This window comes from Asaia sp. SF2.1, assembly GCF_000505765.1.
In the GTDB taxonomy this organism is placed as follows: Bacteria; Pseudomonadota; Alphaproteobacteria; order Acetobacterales; family Acetobacteraceae; genus Asaia; species Asaia bogorensis.
Map to the genome: position 1 here is coordinate 1 of NZ_AYXS01000017.1, position 17,711 is coordinate 17,711.

Below are 17,711 nucleotides of genomic sequence, written 5' to 3' on the forward strand. Positions count from 1 at the left end.
GCTTTTTGCGGGCCGTATGGTGGCGGATAAGGGGGCCGACGCCTTCGTGCGCGCCTGGGCTGCGGTCAGCCAGAAGGCTCCGGGGTGGAAAGCAATCATGATCGGGGCCGATCGCTTTCGCTTCAATTCGCCACGCACAACCTTTGTCGATCGGGTCGAGGCCAGTGCAAGCGCGGCGGGAATCACACTCTGTGGCTATCAGATGCATCATCAGGTGCTCGAAGCCATGGCTGCGGCCTCGATTGTCGTCGTACCCAGCCGTTGGCCCGAGCCTTTCGGTCTGACCGCTCTCGAGGCCATGGCGAGCGGCGCGGCCGTTATCGCCTCACCACGCGGCGGGCTGCCCGAAGTCGTCGGTACAGCTGCGCTCCTGGCCCTCCCGGATGACGGTGATGCGCTGGAAAAGGCGATGCTCCGCCTGATTGATGATGAAGAACTCAGAGAAGAATGCATCAGACGCGGACATGAACAGGCGCAGAAATTTGATCTTTCTCAGGCACGTCAATTACTGAAGAAAATGCGTGAGAAATCGATAAACCTGAAAAAATCGCGCTGACGGGCGATTCGTCGCGCCGTATATTCGACACATTGGGATCATTGATTATCCTCGTACAGTATTTGACTGAGAGGACACATGTTCAAGACACGTTTTCTGCCCGCACTGGCCCTGACAGCTCTTGTTGCAGCGCCTGTCGCTCATGCGCAGACTTCCGGATGCAATAATGCAACGGGAAACGACACCATGATCGGCCGTCTGGCCAACAAGGAAAACTGCATGAATGAGCGCATGCAGAACTGGCAGAACAAGAACCAGGAGGCCGCTCAGGCTCGTCAGAAGAAAATCGACGATCTGCGCGATAAATATGCCAACGCGCCCCAGCACGAGCGCGAAAAAATCCAGAACAAGATCGACGAGCAGAAAAATCGGCTCAATGACCTGAAACAGGATCGTACCCAGCGCATCGATCAGTTCAAGGCTGACCAGAAGGCGCAGCGCGACCAGATGAAGGCCCTTTCCAACAAAACGCGTCAGGATTTCCGCAATCTTGGCCGTTTCAACTGAGTACCTGACCACCTGACAGAACCGCGTCGCTTCCGGCACGACCGGTTCTTTTGCCAGCCAGCCTTGACTAAGGCTGGACTGACTCGGGGTCGAGGGCTTCGGGTATGACCGATAACCGGGTCATACCCTCCGGCACGTAACATCCTGATTAAAAAAGACCCAATACGACCGAATTCCCATGTCTCACTTCGGCATTCGGCGTTAAGACAATGCCCATGACGGCTTCTCCCCCCCAACAAGGCTTCCGCCCTGTCGCTTCTTCGCGTGGTTCAGTACACGCGCCGGAACAGTGGCAGAACGAGCGAAAACTGGTGGTGCTTACGGGAGCCTCGGGGGGAATTGGTGCCCTGATCGGCCAGACCCTTCTGTCACAGGGCTACGATCTCATAGCGGTTTGCCGCTCGACGCCCGATCTTGATTCCGGTCGTACCCTCCATATTGCCTGCGATTTTGCCCGGACCGAAACGCTCGCTTCGGTCAGCGAGAGCATCGAGCACTTCGATCGACCCGTTTTTGCCCTCATCCATTGTGCAGGGCTGATCACGCCATCCCCGCTTGCCGAGGCCGAGAGCGCCGCAATCGAAGCCCAGATCGCCCTCAACCTTACCGCACCCGTTCTCCTCACACGCCACCTCCTGCCCCTCATGAGCCGTGGCGCGAGCAGAGAAAAGGCGGGCGGTCATATCGTTTTCGTCAACTCCATGGCGGCGGTCATGCCACTGGCCGGAAGCGCGGCTTATGCTGCAGCCAAGGCAGGCCTACGAAGCTTCGCGCTCTCCCTCGCCCAGGAACTGCGACCGACAAGCCTGTCGGTCAGCACTGTTTTTCCAGGTGCGGTACAGACATCCATGCTGCACCGTGAAATGGCAGAGGGTGGCTCCGTCCTGAACTACGTCAGTACGCCCCTCGACCCTGCCAAGGTCGCGCAGGCCGTCGTCAACCAACTGGGCAGAAACCGGCAGAATACCTGCCGCGAGCAGTTCATGCCCGCTATTGATGGGGTATTTGGCAAGATGTGCATGGTCGCTCCTGCACTTTTACGCCTGACACTGCCTGTGCTCTACGCAATTGGACGACGTAATTACGCGAAGGTCCGGCATCGCGGCTGAGCAGGGAACACCCATACCGGGTTCGGGTCATGCCGAAGAATTGACAAGGCCACGCCGTAGCGGCAGGGACAAGCCATGACGCGCTTTGATCCGCTTCTCAGACAGGCACTCGACACGCTGGAATCCCGTTCCCTGCGACGCACCTTGCGCCCCCTGCATCGCACCCCCGATGCGGTTCTGCGTCAGGGCCGCGAAGTGCTCGATTTCTCGTCAAACGACTATCTTGGTCTCTCGGGTCATCCGCTCCTGCGAGACCGCGCCGCCGACTGGGCCGTGCAGCATGGCACGGGAGCGCGGGCATCACGGCTGGTCAGTGGCACGCTGGATCTGCATCAACAGGTCGAGGGGCGCCTTGCCCGCTTCAAGGGGGCAGAAGCCGCCCTGCTGTTCGCATCAGGCTGGCAAGCCAATGCTGCTGTTCTGCCCGCTCTGTTCCGCCTGGCCCGTGAACAGACCGGCGTGGCGCCGCTGGTCTTTGCCGATAAGCTCAATCACGCCAGCATGCATCACGGTTGTGCTGCAGCCGGGGTGAAGCAGATCAGATTCCGTCACAACGATCTGGCCCATCTCGAGGCCTTGCTTGAGCGCCACGCCGAACAGCCGGGCATGCGCTTCATCGTGACGGAGAGCGTCTTTTCCATGGATGGCGATACGGCCGATATCGCCGCGCTGAGCGCTCTCGCCAAACGATACAATGCCTTCTTCTACCTTGATGAAGCCCATGCAACGGGCGTTCTGGGCCCCCAGGGACGCGGCCTGTCTCATGGTCATGAGGTGGATCTCGTCATGGGCACATTCAGCAAGGCGCTGGGCAGCATGGGAGCCTATATTGCCGGTTCACGCGCCCTGTGCGACTGGATCATCACGGCATGCTCGGGGTTCATCTACAGCACAGCCCCATCCCCGCCGATGCTGGGCGCCATGGATGCGGCTCTGGAACTCATGCCTGATCTGGAGGCGGCCCGCCTGAGACTGCGGCAGAATGCGGCGCTCCTGCGTCAACGGCTCAACGAAGCCGGGATCGATACAGGCGGTTCAACCACGCAGATCATTCCCGTCATGATCGGCGATGAAGAGGCGACCCTTGCTCTCGCTGAAACGCTCGAAAAGCAGGGCCTGCTGACCATCGCCATCCGTCCGCCAACAGTCCCCGCCGGGTCGGCGCGCCTGCGTCTGGCCCTCAGTGCCAGCCATGATGAAGCCGCCATCAACAGGCTCGCCGATGCCCTGACCGGAGCCCTGCGGCCAGGCCGGTCATGAAGCTCGTCTTTGTTCATGGATGGAGTTTCGATGCCCGGTTCTGGTCCCCGGTTCACGAGGCACTCGGCCATCCTGACTCGGTCTTTCTCGATCGCGGCTACACAGGTGCACCCGAAACACTGACCCTGCCCGACGCCCCCTATCTTGCCATCACCCATTCAGCAGGCACGACAGATCTTCTCGCCCGCGACCTCGCAGGATGTCGCGGCATCGTGGCATTCAACAGTTTTGCCCGTTTCACCCGGTCGGAAGATTTTCCCGAAGGTCTTCCTCCCCGTATCCTTTCCCGCATGGCCAGTCGCCTGTCTGATGATCCGGCGGAGGTTGTCACGCAGTTCCGGCAGCAATTCGAGCCCTTCCAGCCCTGCACCACGCTGACACCCGACAGGTTGCAAGACGGACTTGATGCGCTGATCGCGGCCGATGCCAGAGCCGAAGCGCGCCGCTGGGGGGCCAGTCTGACAACAATCAGCGGCACGAATGATCCGCTGGTAACGCCTGCCATGACCCAGGCCGGTTTCCCTCTGGCGAAGACCATGCAACGTGAAGGCGGGCATCTTCTGCCCCTGACCGATCCTGAGGGTTGTGCATCCATCATCCGGGAGTGGCTGGAGCAAGACGCATGAGCGAGGAAGCCAGCCGCCTCGCCCCGATTGCCGCGCGTTTCGACATGGCCGAACATTATGATCAGGCTGCGCGTGTTCAGGCGCTCACGGCTATCGCGCTAGCACAGCGCATTGCCTCGCATGTCACGCCGGACAACCCGCCCCGCCGGATTCTGGAGCTGGGCTGCGGCACCGGGGCTCTCACCCGCCTCCTCCGCGGGCTTTTCCCGGCGGCGGAGATCACCGCCATCGACCTCTCACCCGGCATGATCGCCCGCGCTGCACGCGCCGTGCCCGATATCCGTTATCATGTGATGGATGCCGAGCACCCAACCCTGCCCGGGCCGTTCGATCTCATCTGTTCCAGCTTCTGCATGCAGTGGTTCAGCAATCGGGGAGCCGCCTTTCGTCGACTGGCCCATCTTCTGGCACCGGGTGGGCGACTTGAGGTGACAACGCTGGCTGAAGGCAGCTTTGCCCAATGGCGCGAGGCCTGCGCCGCGCAATCCCTGCCCTGCGGCTTTCCGGATTATCCCACGGCCAGAACGCTTCTGGCTGAACTCCCCCCGTCGCTTCAGGGCGAATGGTCGCTTGAGACGCAGCGTGATCCTGTAGGTTCCGCACGCGCGTTTCTGCTCGACCTCAGGAAAATCGGGGCGACAACGCCGAAGGAGGCCAGCCGCAAGCTGACAGCTTCCGAACTTCGGCGCGTGATGCAGCATTTCGACAGGATGACCAACGAGATGGACTACCAGATCGCTCTCGGCAGCGCCGTAAAGACACGGGGTGTTTTCGTCACAGGCACGGATACCGGGATCGGCAAGACCCTTGTGTCAGCCATTCTCACCCGTGCGCTCGATGCCACCTACTGGAAGCCCTTTCAGACCGGGCTGAGCGATGAAGCAGGCGACACGCATAGCGTCAGCGCGCTTGCCGCCCTCCCCGCTTCACGTGTGATGGCCCCCGCGCATGCCTTTCTCGCCCCGCTTTCACCGCAGGACGCGGCGGCGGCAGAGGGCCGGAAGGTCAACCTGGAGGGCCTGACCCTTCCGGATTGCACAGGGCCTCTGGTGGTCGAAGGCGCTGGCGGGCTGATGGTACCGCTCAATGACGAGACCCTGCTGATCGACTGGGCGGCCACACTGGGCCTCCCGGTCATTCTCGTCACCCGCTCCACACTGGGCACGATCAATCACACGTTGCTCAGTCTCGAAGCCCTGAAGCGGCGCAGTATCGGCATTGCCGGCGTGGTGATGAGCGGCCCCCCGAACGCTGCCAATCGGGCGGCCATAGAGCATTTCGGGCAGGTGCCTGTGCTGGCCGAAATTCCTCTGCTGAACGCCATCACGCCGCAAAGCGTGGCGCAGGAGGCAGAACGCCTGCGCGAAACCCTGAGACTACAGGGTTTCTGACGCAGTCAGCGCCGCTCTCAGCCGGGGAAATACAGGGGCAGATTCTGGTATTGCCAGCCACAGACCCGCCCGCGCTGACCGTTTGCATCCGGCTGGCCTTCATATCCCTCGACCACATTCACCGCCTCGACATAGCCGAGATGCGCCGCGAGTTCCGCCGTCTGCTGTGAGCGCACGCCCGAGCGGCACAGGAACAACACGGGCGTCTCCAGCGACGGCACAAGCTCACGCAGCGAGAGCGCGAAACCATTGGCATCGTAAGGGTCCCAGCTCAGGGTTCTGACATCTTTGTCGAGGGTTGAGAGGTCGGGCAATCCAACCAGCTGCCATTCGCCGGGGGTGCGCACATCGATCAGGACGGCATCCTTTTCTGTCGTCAGGCGTTCCCAGGCAGCTTGTGCCGAAATACAGTCGACCATCGTTTTTCCTCATTTATTTTACATGTCGCGACGTTAAACTCTCAAACCGCAGACGTATAGGATGGAATGTAGATGACCACGCAGACCGTGACCCCCTCCCACGCCACCAGTGTCATTCCGGGCTGGCAGCACCCTTCAGAGGGTATGATCGGCGCCATTGGCGGCACGCCGCTGATCCGTCTGAAGCTGGCGTCGGAAGCGACCGGCTGCGAAATCTACGGCAAGGCCGAGTTCATCAATCCCGGAGGGTCGGTCAAGGATCGTGCGGCTCTGGCTATCATTCTGGATGCCGAGAAGCGGGGCGCCCTCAAGCCGGGCGGTGTGATCGTCGAAGGCACGGCAGGCAATACCGGTATCGGCCTTACCCTCGTCGCCAAGGCCCGTGGCTATCGCACCATCATTGTCATGCCGGAAACGCAGAGCCGCGAGAAAATCGATTTCCTGCGCATGATCGGGGCCGATCTGCGCCTCGTGCCTGCCAAGCCCTTTCGTGACCCCGGCAATTACGTGCATGTCTCCCGCCGTATTGCCGAGGAAACCGACAATGCTGTCTGGGCCAACCAGTTCGACAACACTGCCAACCGCGAAGGCCACCGCACAACCACGGCGCTCGAGATCTGGCAGCAGCTCGATGGTCGTGTCGATGCGTTCACCTGCGCCTGCGGCACGGGTGGTACGCTGGCAGGTGTTGCACTGGGCCTTGGCGAACTGGCCGAGGCGGCAGGTCGCAAGCGTCCCGAGATCGTTCTGGCCGACCCGGAAGGCTCAGGGCTGTATGGTTGGGTCAAATCGAACGATCTGAGTGTTTCGGGCAGCTCGATTACCGAAGGGATTGGGCAATCCCGCGTGACGGGCAATCTGGAGGGCATCACGATTGACGATGCCGAGCGTATTCCCGATGCCGAGGCGCTTGAGCAGATCTTCTCGCTTCAGGACCGTGAGGGAATCTCGCTGGGCGGTTCGGCGGGAATCAACGTGGCGGCAGCGATTCGCGTGGCGAAACGCCTTGGTCCGGGCCATCGTATTGTAACAATCCTCTGCGATGGTGGGGCACGCTACCAGTCCAAGATCTTCAATCCTGAATTCCTGCGGGCCAAAAACCTGCCGACCCCACCCTGGCTCGATTGAGACAGGTTTTCGCAAGTTGTGACGGAATGAAACAGCCCCTTGAAGGGGACATTCGATTCGGACCAATGTTACATTCATGGAAACGACCCCGCACCTTCTCATTGTTGATGATGACCGCGAGATACGCGAGCTCCTCTGCCGCTTTCTCGAGCGCAACCATTTTCGCGTGACCGCCGCACGCGACGGGCGCGAAGCCCGTCGTGCCTGGGCGGCCGGCCATTATCAGCTTGTGGTGCTCGACCTGATGCTCCCTGGCGAAAGCGGGCTCGACATTGCCCGCTGGCTGCGCAGCCAGGACAATGTTCCGATCATCATGCTGACCGCCATGAGCGATGAGACAGACCGTATCATCGGCCTCGAATTTGGCGCTGATGACTATGTGGCCAAGCCGTTCAACCCGCGTGAACTGCTGGCCCGTATCCGTGCCGTGCTCCGTCGTACCGCCGACAGTTCCGACAAGAAGCTTTCGGCCGATTCACGCATGATCCGCTTTTCGGGCTGGACCCTTGAGCCTGCGCGCCGTCGCCTGCTCAACCCGGACGGTGCTGAAGTGCCGCTGACGGGTGGCGAATATGACATGCTCCTGGCGTTTCTCGAACGCGCCAACCGTGTCCTGACACGTGACATGCTGCTGGAAATGCTGCGTGGCCGACAGGCCGGGCCGTTCGATCGCGCCATTGACGTTGCGGTGAGCCGTCTGCGCCGCAAGCTGGAGGATGACGGGCGCAACGCCCAGATGATCAAGACGGTACGCGGGGGCGGCTATGTTCTGGCCGCCGATGTCGAACGCCTCTGACACCGTGATCCACCTCCTGCCGCGCTCATTGCGAGCGCGCACCAATCTGCTTCTGATTGCAGGGCTTTGCGTGGTTCAGGCGGCCGGCCTGACCATCCATGCCCTCGATCACCTCAATATTGCCGACCGGGCGGAGATGCATGACAACGAGCATCATGCCTTTTCGATCTATCATACGCTGGTCGAACTTCCGCCCGCTGACCGTCAGGCCGGGCTCGATGCGATAGAAATCCCCTCGAATTTCAAGATCGTTCTCGACACCAGACCGGACACTCGTTTCCCCAATTCGTTCATACCCCTGCCATTCGCCATGAACCCCATGATGCGCGGCAATCCGCCTTCCGAGCGGCAGGAGGAAGGGGGATTTCCCCCACCGGGCGACATGGGCGGTGAAGGACACACTCCCTTCCCCTTCGAGGGGATGCCCCCCCCTCCGGCAGGTTTCGATCCTGGCGTTTCCGAGGAGCGGAGACCACCGCCCTTCATGCCCCCGGCCCTTTCGGGCATCGGCATGCTGCCTGCGCGTCTGCGCCCGCAACGCATGGTGATGGGCCATAAACCCGGCACGCGCCATTATGCAATGTCGCTGCAGATGCCCGATGACCATCGCTGGCTGGTTATGAACTACACGGTGCGGCCGCCCAATCCGTTTGGCTCACCCACCTTCATGATCTCGTTTGCCCTGATGACGATCTGTGGAGGCGGCCTGATTCTCTGGGGTTCGCTCCGGCTCATCGCCCCTGTCGCAACGCTTGCCAATGCTGCCACGGCACTCGGTCGTGATGTTCATACGCAGCCATTACCTGAATCCGGGCCAACCGAGATCCGTCAGGCTGCAATGGCCTTCAACACGATGGCAGCGCGTATCCGGCGTTTCGTCACGGATCGTACCCTGATGCTCACCGCCATCGGCCATGACCTGCGCACACCCATCACGCGCCTGAAGCTGCGTGCTGAATTCATCGACGATGACGAGTTGCGTGAGAAGTTCCTGGCCGATCTGGACGAGATGGAAAGCATGGTTGCTGCGACCCTCGCTTTTGGGCGTGACAGCTCGACCCAGGAGCCCATGACTGCTCTGGATCTGGGCGCACTTTTGCAGACCATCGCGGATGAAGCGGCCGAGGCCCGCCCCGACCTTGCCGATCAGGTAAGCTACCACGAGCCCGATCATGCGATCCGCATCAAGGCACGTTCGCTGGCGCTCAAACGCGCCCTGACCAACCTCGTCATGAATGCGCTCAAATACGGTGGTTCCGCCGCAATCAGCGTGACCTGCGCCCGTGGGCCGGGTCAGGAAAAGAACGTCTGTATCCGCATCGACGATAACGGCCCCGGCCTGCCGCAGGAAGATCTCGAGCGTATGTTCGAACCCTTTGTGCGTGCCGAAACCAGCCGCAACCGAGAAACCGGCGGCACCGGCCTTGGTCTGGCCATCGCCCGCTCTACCGTGCGCGGTCAGGGCGGGGATGTCACCCTTATCAACCGCCCCGAAGGAGGGCTGCGCGCAAGCGTCATCCTGCCTTTGTAAGCAATCCAGGCTCGGCACGGACACGGCGGCCTTTCCCTGCCCTTCAGCTTGATGACCGGCAAACTCGGTCAGAGGGTGCGCTACGGGCACCGCAGGGCGCGGCGCGCGCACTCTGCGTCAGCCATGCGCTTACTGCCTTTTCGGTGGCAAGTTCTGCGGCAGGAGTCAGTAACCACTCGACCTGGCTCGCCTCGTTATTCAGTCGAGTCCTGAGGCGCGCCTCTGGCGGGGTGCGGGGCAGCGCCCCGCATCATCTATTGCCTAGCGTTTGACAGTTCGCACCGCCAGGGTCCCCGCTCCCTGGATAAGTCCCACAAGGAGGATCAGCACAGCCACCACAGCGAACATGATGGTGGTGTTGAAGCGTTGATAGCCGTAGCGGATGGCCAGATCACCCAGACCGCCCGCACCGATCGCCCCTGCCATGGCCGAGGCGCCGACCAGGGTGATGGCGGTGACAGTCAGCCCTGAGAGCAATCCGGGCAGGGCTTCGGGAATCAGCACATAACGGATGACCATCCAGCGCGTTCCGCCCATGACACGCACAGCCTCGATCAGCCCGGGCTCTATCTCCTGAAGGGAAATTTCAGCAATACGGGCGAAATAGGGAATGGCTGCAATCGAGAGCGGCACAATGGCCGCCAGCGTACCCAGAGACGTACCGGCAATCAGCCGCGTGACCGGTATGAGCAGGACCAGCAGGATAATGAACGGAATGGCCCGGATGGCGTCGATCAGCCAGCCGATGGGGTAGCCAAGCCACGGCACATCATACAGGTCCTTGCGACGGGTTGCGATCATCAGCACGGCAAGAGGCAGGCCAAACACAAGGGCCACCAGTGTCGAGGCTGCAACCATTTCCACCGTCTGGAGGGTGGAATCGATGATGAGCTTACCGATCAGCCGGTACATAGCCGAGTATCTCCGTCACATGGGCCTGCTGGTCGAGATAGAGGCTGAGCGATGGGCTCAGCGGCGCGGATAGGGCCAGGATCATGTCGGTCAGGGGTTCTCCCCCGCAATCGAGCGCCCCGCCCTGCACAAGCGTGATATCCTGGTCGAAACGACGCGTGAGTTCTGACAGAAACGCCGTGCAGGCAGCCTCTGCGCCAAGCACGACACGCAGCAGGGTTCTGTCTCCGGGGCGCGGATCGGGCGAGAGCTTCTCACGGACATAGGCCGGCAGGGTCGGTCGGATATCGGCCAGAAGCCGCTCCAGACGCTCATCACCGCGACTGTCACGCAGCAAGGTGGCCATCGTGCCGTTTTCGATCAGCGAGCCATGATCGAGCACCAGCACGCGATGGGCAAAACGTCGTACAACATCCATTTCATGCGTGATCAGGATGATCGTCAGGCCCAGATCACGGTTGATCTGCGCCAGCAATTCGAGAATGGAGGACGTCGTGTGCGGATCGAGGGCAGATGTCGCCTCGTCGCACAGAAGCAACGAGGGTGAATTAGCAAGGGCACGCGCAATGCCCACACGCTGCTTCTGACCGCCTGACAATTCGGAGGGGCGCTTGTGCCCGTGCCCTTCAAGCCCGACCAGCGTCAGGAGCTCCGCCACGCGTGGGGCAATCCGAGCACGGGGCCAGCCGGCAATTTCGAGCGGCAGGGCAATGTTTCCCGCCGCATCGCGTGAATCGAGCAGGTTGAAATGCTGGAACACGAGCCCGACCTTGCGGCGCACCGCCACGAGGTCGCGTTCGGGCAGGGCAGCGAGATCGGCTCCGTCGAGCAGGATTCGCCCTTCCGAAGGGCGCTCAAGCGCACAGAGGCAGCGCAGCAGCGTGGATTTTCCGGCGCCGGAGCTGCCGATCACACCGATGATCTCGCCTTTATCGACCTGAAAACTGATATCGCTCAGAGCGGTCTGCGTCCCGAAACGGCACGACAGACCCGAGACATCAAGAAGCGTCATGAAAACGCAGGGATGACAGTATTGGCGTAAACATCAATGAGCGCCTGACGGATATTGGGCTGCTGATAGGCGCTGACCAGCGGCTTTACCCAAGGGGCCTGCACATCATCGGTGTTGACGGCAATCACGCAGATATAGGGATTGTCCTTCACGCCCTCGCGCGCCAGCCGCTCATGCACCACATCGACCCCGGCCTTGTGCGCCCAGTCGGTGTTGATCACCGCGGCATCCAGATCCGGCAGGGCACGCCCCACCACCCCGGCATCCAGCTCGCGTATCGTGAATTCATGCGGATTCTCGGTGATGTCCAGCGGCGTCGGCAGCAGGCCCGCAGATGGCGACAGCTTGATGAAGCCCAGTGTCTGAAGCAGCAGCAGCGCACGCCCTTCATTGCTCGGGTCATTGGGCACACCGATCACGGCCCCCTTGGGGAGGGCGGCGAGCGTTTTCCATTTGCGCGAATAGAGGCCGATCGGTGCGACATACGTATCCCCAACAGGGGTAATACGGTAGCCATGCGCGTCGCACTGCGCCTTGAGAAACGGCTTGTGCTGGAAGGAATTGGCATCGAGGTCGTGCGACGCCAGCGCCTCGTCCGGTGTCGAGTAATCAGAGAACGTGACGATCTTGAGCGCCAGCCCCTGCTTCTGCGCGTTCTGGCTGACCAGACGCCAGATATCCTCATCCTCGCCCGCCATGATTCCCACACGGATGGGCTTGCCTTCAGCATGGGCGCCGCGCAGGCTTAGAGCCATGGACGCACCAAGAAGCGAGGACAACACCGTACGACGCGGGAGCGAGGCGAGGGACATGAGAAAGATATCCGGTTCCTGGCGCGAGCCGATAAATTAAACGATTTTTATTCGTTAATAATATCAGTCTCGACGCATTCAACGATTGATCTGTGTCTTATACAGAACGCTCGATAAAGCAATGTTCCATCGCGTTCGAATGGCTCACCCCTTCGTTCCAGTCCCTGATACTATCCCGCTGATCCTCTCCGAAAATCATGGCTCGGCCATTCGGGGTCATATGTTGGGGGTACAGGAGAGGCTCCCATCCCGTCGCTCGACCACAGGCAGGTTCTGCATCACCGCATGTTTCACCGCGGCATAGTCCCTTGCATGAGGCCGACCTGAAGGATTGCTGTAAGAAGAGACGCAGCGAAATGCGCATTCCATCCAAGGTCACGCCATGCTGACGTTCTTCTATTATGTTGCCGCCGCCTTTGCAGAGATTGCAGGCTGCTTTGCCTTCTGGTCCTGCCTGCGGCTGGGGCGATCGATGCTCTGGCTTGTACCCGGCATGGCGAGCCTCATGTTTTTTGCCGCTCTGCTGACACGTATAGACAGCGACAGCGCGGGCCGCGCCTTTGCAAGTTATGGCGGCATCTACATCGTGGCGTCGCTGCTCTGGATGTGGCTGATCGAAAGCCGGCTGCCCGATCGGTGGGATCTGCTTGGCGCCACCATATGCCTTCTGGGTGCCGGGGTTATTTTATGGGCGCCGCGCTCGACATGATTCGGTTCTTGAGCCATTGACCTGAGGTCTGCCCCACCCGGAGTCGCCTCTTGTTTCACGCCCTCTACCAACGCACCCTGGCACTGGCGGCCTCACGTCATGCCAGCTGGTGGCTGTTTGCCGTCGCTTTTGCCGAGGCCTCTTTCTTCCCGATCCCGGTCGACCTGATGTTGATCCCGATGATTTTGGCGGCCCGTGAGCGCGCTTTCAGGCTTGCGGCGATCTGCACGGTCGGATCGGTCACCGGGGCGATGCTCGGCTGGGTGATCGGCGCCATGCTGCTTCAGCACGTCGCGCTACCCATCGTTCATTTCTATCATGCCGAGCATACACTGGCCGTCATGCAGGAGAAGTTCCGCCAGTATGGTGTGGCCATCATTCTGCTCAAGGGGCTGACACCCATTCCCTTCAAGATCGTCACGATCGCAGCAGGTGCAGCGCATTTCGCAATCCTGCCGTTTATCGCAGCCAGTCTGGTCACGCGCGGGGCGCGCTTCTTTCTGGTTGCGACCCTGCTCTGGTTCTACGGTGCACCTATCCGCGATTTCATCGAACGCCGCCTGACCCTCGTTCTCGCAGGCTTTCTCTTTCTCATCATCACTGGCATTCTGGCTGTCACCCTTTTGTAGACCGAATGAGGATTGTCGCCATGCCCAACCAGATTGCCGTCGTCACAGGCGCCGGAGCCGGTATCGGGCGGGCCACCGTGCGTATGCTGGCGTCCTATGGCTTCGACATTGCCCTGATTGGTCGAAACGAGCAGCGGCTTCAGGACGCCGCTCAGGAACTCGAGGCAAGCGCGGTGCGCACCCTCACCCTGCAGGTGGATGTGTCAGACGCTGCAGCGCTCGCCCAGGCAGCAGAGCAGGTCGAGCGCAATCTGGGTCCGATCACGGTCTGGATCAACGCAGCGGGCGTTACCGCCATCGGCCCGGTCCTGTCGCTCGATGAGGCCACATTGCGCCGGGTGACCGACGTGACCTATCTCGGCTCCGTTTTCGGCACGCAGGCAGCGCTGGCCTGCATGCGCCGCCGTGGCAGCGGCACGATCGTCAATCTGGGTCTGGCTCATCCGTTGCGCGGCCTGCCCTTGCAATCTGCCGTCAATGGCGCTCATGCGGCAATCAGTGCCTTTTGCGACAGTGTCCGCCCGGAAATCCGCGCACTTTCCGATCGCATCGACCTGACGGTCGTGCATCTGCCCTCCATCAACACGACAAGACTGGGCTGGAGTCGTAACCTCTCGGGTCATACCCTCAAGCCAGTCGGGCGCATCTACGAGCCCGAGATTGCAGCCCACGCGATCTGTCAGGCTGTCCTGGGCCATCATCGTGACATCTGGGTTGGGGCATCATCCATTCTGCCAAGCCTGATCAATGGGCTTGCCCCTTCGCTGCGCGACCGCTTTCTGGCGCGCAAGGGTTTCAAGGCACAATTTGGCGCCGGCGCACCGGAAGACGCACCGGACTCCTTTGTGGAAAGCGTCGAGGGCGCTTACGCAGCGCACGGCCCCTATGAGGGAATTCCGCTCCGCGAACAGGGTCGCAAGCCGCTGCTGCTGACAATTCCGCGGCGTATCGGTCTGGGTGCGTCCCTGCTGGGTCTGGCCGGGATCGTGGCCTTGTGGCGCGCTGCACGGGGCAAGAACTGACGCCACGCCCCGTCTCCTGAAAGCCTTGCCTCCCTGATTGTCAGCAAACTGACAATCAGGGTTGTCATGCCTAGCTCGGTCGGCGGCTGGTGTTCGTCGACATGATCGCACGATGATGCTTGAGGCCATTGACCAGCTTCTCGGCATCTTCCGGCCCGAACACCAACCCGACCGGCCCGAATGCCGGGTGCTGGAAGGCCAGCGTCGAGCCCTCGGTCAGGGCATCGATCTGGAGCGCCCAGTTCGTGCTGTAAACCGGCAGGAATGGCGCATTGCCGATGGGGGGCTGAGCCTGCCCGGCCGTCATGGCAAAACGTACCCGTCCGAGGCTGGCAATCAGCTGGCTCAGCTGGTCGAGGGTCAGGTCGATTTCCCCTTCCAGGCCGCTCCCTTCAAGAAAGCGCAGCGTCGCCCCTGTGCCATCATCTTTCTGCACAACCTGCATTCTCGCACCCATGTCGTGATCGTCCTCTTTCCGGGTTTTCAGATCAGTTTAGTGGCGTATGGATCCATCCAGCCTCGGCCCACCAACCGTGATGACGCAGGCTGGCAACGGCACGCATCGCCTCAGGCATATCTTCATATAGCCCGAAACAGGTCGCGCCCGAACCGCTCATGCGTGAAAAGAGGCAGGATTCGGTGTCGGCAAGGGCTGCCAGCACATCACCGATAACCGGGTAAAGCGTGATCGCAGGGGGTTGAAGGTCATTCGATGTCGCTGCCAGCGCCGCGCACATGGCATGAACATTCTCCCAGCATACGGGCAGACTGGCTGGCGGTCGAAACCCCGCGCCTGATTCCTTCCATGCCTTGAATACGGCGGGCGTCGGCACGGCAATACCGGGATTGACCAGCAACATGGCACAACGCGGCAAGACCGGCGCAGCCACCAGCGTCTCGCCGATACCCTGCATGCGCTGTGTCTTCTGAGCCAGACAGACAGGCACATCAGCCCCCAACCCTGCCGCAACCGTGGCAAGATCAGCCGATTCACACGACCATGCCTGAGAGAGAAGGCGAAGTGCAGCAGCAGCGTCGGCCGAGCCACCGCCGATGCCCGAAGCGACAGGGAGGTTCTTGGTCAGGCGCATATGCCAGTCAGGGGTCGTGGATGGCACCGCGGCAGCTTCGCGCAAGGCCGCGGCGGCACGGAGCACCAAATTATCGGGACCAGCATCCAGCCCGGCCCCGAAGGGCCCATCGATAACGAGACGGCCTTTTTCGCCGGGTAAAGCCGGTGCCTCCAGAACCAGACGGTCGGCCGTGTCTGCGAAAACGGCCAGCGAATCCAGCTCATGGTAACCGTTTTCACGTCGACCCGTGACATGGAGAAACAGGTTGATCTTGGCGCGGGCGCTGGAGTGATCGGGGGTCATGCCGTCTGGGCTCATGGTCTGTCTCATCGTGACGGGGGGATGGGCCGACCACGCAAAACAGGCAAATCAGGCCCATTGGCGAGCGCAGCCTCGATCAGGGCCTTCGTTTCCGGCTCGGGCTTGTTGTTGAGCGCCTGGCTCCACTGGTCGCGCGCTTCGAGCTGGCGCCCCTGATACCAGTAGGCTACGCCCAGATGATACGCGATTTCGGCGTCGCCCGGCGCGGCATTGACGGCGGAGAGCAGAAGCGGAAGCGCCTGCGCCAGATCACCATTCTGCTTGAGAAGCGCCCAGGCATAGCTGTCACGTATCTCGGCGTCATCCGGCGCAAGGTCCATGGCGTGACGGAGCAGCTTGAGCGCCTGCTCCGGTCGCTCGCCATGCAGCACATCGGAGTAACCCGCATAATTGAGCAGCATTGGCTCCGAAGGTGCAAGCGCAAGCGCCCGATCGAGATCGGCCTGCGCCTTGTCGCGCCGGCCCATATGATCCCACGCCATCGCGCGCCCAAGCAGCAACGGCCAGACCCGTGCCTCCATGACGCTGACATGATTGAGCGCCCGCGTATAGGTATCCACCGCGGCCTGATACGCACCAAGCTGGTCCTGCGTGGCACCCAGTTCGTTGAGGATATCGGGGTTATCGGGATTGGCCCTGGCCACACGCTCAAGCGCTCGCAAGGCTGCCTTCAGGTCATGCCGTTTGAGGGCGATCTGAGCCTGCGCGTGGTCTGACAGGGGGGCCAGCGGATCATCATCTGCCACATGGTCGAGTGCTGTCTGGGCCAGGTCGGCCTGACCATCGTTGCGAAGTTCCTCGGCCAGAAGAATCTTCGCCAGGGTCAGATCCGGCCGGAGCAGCAAGGCCTGACGCAGGAGCAGGATCTTGAGCTGCCGGATATCCTTCAGCTTGTCATCATTCTGATCGCCCTGATCGGCGGGGCTCACAGTCCCCTCCTCATTACGGTCACGGCTGTTGGTGTCCCCCAGAAGGGTGGTGATACCAACATAGAATTCCGCCAGCCCCTGGGAGGGGTCAAATCTGGTGCCGAGTTCCTGCGGGCGCAGCCGGTCAGCCACAAGCTGGAACGCAGGCAGTACCCCACCGACCTGATGCAGTCTTTTGATGGCAGCGTCACGGTGGTGCCTGAAGGCCAGCCAGTCCGCTTCGAACTGCATCGTCTGTACCCGCAGAAGGGGGGGCATGGATCCGGCGCTGGCATCCAGGCGAGCAAACAGCCCATCGGTGCGGGCCTGGTTGCGCAGCGAAGCGATACGCGCCTGTTGCAGCAAGGCGAGATAGGCCACCGGGTCGAGCGAGGCCGTGGATTGTGCCGGACGGCTGACATCATCCTGCGTGGGGGAGGCCCCGTACTGGCACCAGTCCAGCAACCCCTGTCCAGCCAGACGCAGGAAACCCTGAGAGGCCTTGCTATGCAGGGAGAAATAGGCTGCTGCGTCTTTCCACTGCCTGTCACGAAAGGCTGCAGTCCCCATCACGATGCGTGAGAGGCTCTCCTTTGGCAGAAGGCGCGCCAGCGTCAGAGCGTGACCGGCAGCTTCCTCGCCTGCATCCATGGCGTTGTAGCGCAGGGCCATGAGCATGAAATCCGGCTCGCGATAGCCGTGCATCACGGCACCGAACAATGCCTGCGCCGCATCGGGAATATTGTTGCGCTGAACCGACACGATACTACCCAGCAGACTACCCGTGAGCGACCAGGCCGGGGTGGCGGCCCCCCGCACCTGAAAGGCTCCGGCCTGATGGTCGCGTACCGATGGGGTCGCCTCGGCCGCATGAGGGGCAGCGCCCGGCACCATCGCGAGGGGCATGGCTGTCAGACTGGCGAGAAGAACGCGCCGGAGCGGAGAGTGCTTGGTTTGCATCGTGCGGCAATCTAGACTGAACGCGAGCAG

Annotated in this window: 19 protein-coding genes; 12 read left to right on the top strand and 7 right to left on the bottom strand. The window is 61.5% G+C overall.

Annotation, left to right across the window (positions count from 1 at the left end; genetic code table 11):
* From P792_RS28710 to bioD, 6 genes are all read left to right on the top strand, one after another.
* Positions 1–556: glycosyltransferase family 4 protein (locus P792_RS28710; protein WP_023978770.1), on the top strand; the 556-nt coding region annotated here is incomplete at its 5' end.
* 78 nt (positions 557–634) lie between these two features.
* Positions 635–1,063 (top strand): hypothetical protein, encoded by a 429-nt coding sequence (locus P792_RS28715; RefSeq protein ID WP_023978771.1) that lies wholly within the window; start codon positions 635–637, stop codon positions 1,061–1,063.
* A gap of 215 nt (positions 1,064–1,278) precedes the next feature.
* Complete coding sequence (locus tag P792_RS28720; RefSeq protein ID WP_152530200.1) at positions 1,279–2,172, top strand: SDR family oxidoreductase; 894 nt, start codon at positions 1,279–1,281, stop codon at positions 2,170–2,172.
* A gap of 75 nt (positions 2,173–2,247) precedes the next feature.
* Complete coding sequence (locus P792_RS28725; protein WP_023978773.1) at positions 2,248–3,432, top strand: 8-amino-7-oxononanoate synthase; 1,185 nt, start codon at positions 2,248–2,250, stop codon at positions 3,430–3,432.
* The gene (locus tag P792_RS28730; protein ID WP_023978774.1) at positions 3,429–4,058 is read left to right on the top strand and encodes an alpha/beta fold hydrolase; all 630 of its coding nucleotides are present in this window, start codon (positions 3,429–3,431) and stop codon (positions 4,056–4,058) included. Before P792_RS28725 ends, P792_RS28730 begins: the two co-directional genes overlap by 4 nt.
* A complete protein-coding gene (gene bioD, locus P792_RS28735; RefSeq protein ID WP_023978775.1) occupies positions 4,055–5,449 on the top strand; it encodes a dethiobiotin synthase in 1,395 nt (464 codons plus the stop codon). The genes P792_RS28730 and bioD overlap by 4 nt, the downstream gene beginning before the upstream one ends.
* Before the next feature lie 17 nt (positions 5,450–5,466).
* Here the strand turns inward: bioD and P792_RS28740 are convergent, their stop codons facing one another.
* Positions 5,467–5,868 (bottom strand): rhodanese-like domain-containing protein, encoded by a 402-nt coding sequence (locus P792_RS28740; protein ID WP_023978776.1) that lies wholly within the window; start codon positions 5,866–5,868, stop codon positions 5,467–5,469.
* Between the two features lie 72 nt (positions 5,869–5,940).
* Between P792_RS28740 and P792_RS28745 the strand changes: the two genes are divergently transcribed.
* The 3 genes from P792_RS28745 (at position 5,941) to P792_RS28755 (ending at position 9,323) form a co-directional block, all read left to right on the top strand.
* On the top strand, positions 5,941–6,996 hold the full coding sequence (locus P792_RS28745; protein ID WP_023978777.1) for a cysteine synthase A: 1,056 nt from the start codon (positions 5,941–5,943) through the stop codon (positions 6,994–6,996).
* A gap of 76 nt (positions 6,997–7,072) precedes the next feature.
* Entirely contained in the window at positions 7,073–7,792 is a 720-nt protein-coding gene (locus tag P792_RS28750; protein WP_023978778.1) for a response regulator, read from the top strand.
* Positions 7,776–9,323: an ATP-binding protein gene (locus P792_RS28755; protein WP_031240837.1), complete on the top strand. Its 1,548-nt coding sequence runs from the start codon at positions 7,776–7,778 to the stop codon at positions 9,321–9,323. The genes P792_RS28750 and P792_RS28755 overlap by 17 nt, the downstream gene beginning before the upstream one ends.
* Positions 9,324–9,584: 261 nt before the next feature.
* Here the strand turns inward: P792_RS28755 and P792_RS28760 are convergent, their stop codons facing one another.
* The 3 genes from P792_RS28760 to P792_RS28770 are packed head-to-tail and all read right to left on the bottom strand — an operon-like array spanning position 9,585 to position 12,059.
* Complete coding sequence (locus P792_RS28760; RefSeq protein ID WP_023978780.1) at positions 9,585–10,235, bottom strand: methionine ABC transporter permease; 651 nt, start codon at positions 10,233–10,235, stop codon at positions 9,585–9,587.
* Positions 10,216–11,247: a methionine ABC transporter ATP-binding protein gene (locus tag P792_RS39670; protein ID WP_023978781.1), complete on the bottom strand. Its 1,032-nt coding sequence runs from the start codon at positions 11,245–11,247 to the stop codon at positions 10,216–10,218. The genes P792_RS28760 and P792_RS39670 overlap by 20 nt, the downstream gene beginning before the upstream one ends.
* Positions 11,244–12,059 (bottom strand): MetQ/NlpA family ABC transporter substrate-binding protein, encoded by an 816-nt coding sequence (locus tag P792_RS28770; protein WP_023978782.1) that lies wholly within the window; start codon positions 12,057–12,059, stop codon positions 11,244–11,246. The genes P792_RS39670 and P792_RS28770 overlap by 4 nt, the downstream gene beginning before the upstream one ends.
* A 382-nt stretch (positions 12,060–12,441) precedes the next feature.
* Between P792_RS28770 and P792_RS28775 the strand changes: the two genes are divergently transcribed.
* The 3 genes from P792_RS28775 to P792_RS28785 are packed head-to-tail and all read left to right on the top strand — an operon-like array spanning position 12,442 to position 14,419.
* On the top strand, positions 12,442–12,768 hold the full coding sequence (locus tag P792_RS28775; RefSeq protein ID WP_023978783.1) for a YnfA family protein: 327 nt from the start codon (positions 12,442–12,444) through the stop codon (positions 12,766–12,768).
* Positions 12,769–12,818: 50 nt separating this feature from the next.
* Positions 12,819–13,397 carry a YqaA family protein gene (locus P792_RS28780; protein ID WP_023978784.1) on the top strand — a complete coding sequence of 193 codons (579 nt, stop codon included), beginning with the start codon at positions 12,819–12,821 and terminating at the stop codon, positions 13,395–13,397.
* A 20-nt stretch (positions 13,398–13,417) separates the two neighbouring features.
* Positions 13,418–14,419 carry an SDR family oxidoreductase gene (locus P792_RS28785; protein WP_023978785.1) on the top strand — a complete coding sequence of 334 codons (1,002 nt, stop codon included), beginning with the start codon at positions 13,418–13,420 and terminating at the stop codon, positions 14,417–14,419.
* A 70-nt stretch (positions 14,420–14,489) separates the two neighbouring features.
* Here P792_RS28785 and P792_RS28790 read toward each other — a convergent pair whose 3' ends face one another.
* The 3 genes from P792_RS28790 to P792_RS28800 are packed head-to-tail and all read right to left on the bottom strand — an operon-like array spanning position 14,490 to position 17,681.
* Complete coding sequence (locus P792_RS28790; RefSeq protein WP_031240841.1) at positions 14,490–14,876, bottom strand: hypothetical protein; 387 nt, start codon at positions 14,874–14,876, stop codon at positions 14,490–14,492.
* A gap of 31 nt (positions 14,877–14,907) precedes the next feature.
* A complete protein-coding gene (locus tag P792_RS28795; RefSeq protein ID WP_051395882.1) occupies positions 14,908–15,810 on the bottom strand; it encodes a 4-(cytidine 5'-diphospho)-2-C-methyl-D-erythritol kinase in 903 nt (300 codons plus the stop codon).
* Between the two features lie 8 nt (positions 15,811–15,818).
* Positions 15,819–17,681, bottom strand: coding sequence for a tetratricopeptide repeat protein (locus P792_RS28800; RefSeq protein ID WP_023978788.1), 1,863 nt, complete (start codon positions 17,679–17,681; stop codon positions 15,819–15,821).
* Positions 17,682–17,711: the final 30 nt, after the last annotated feature.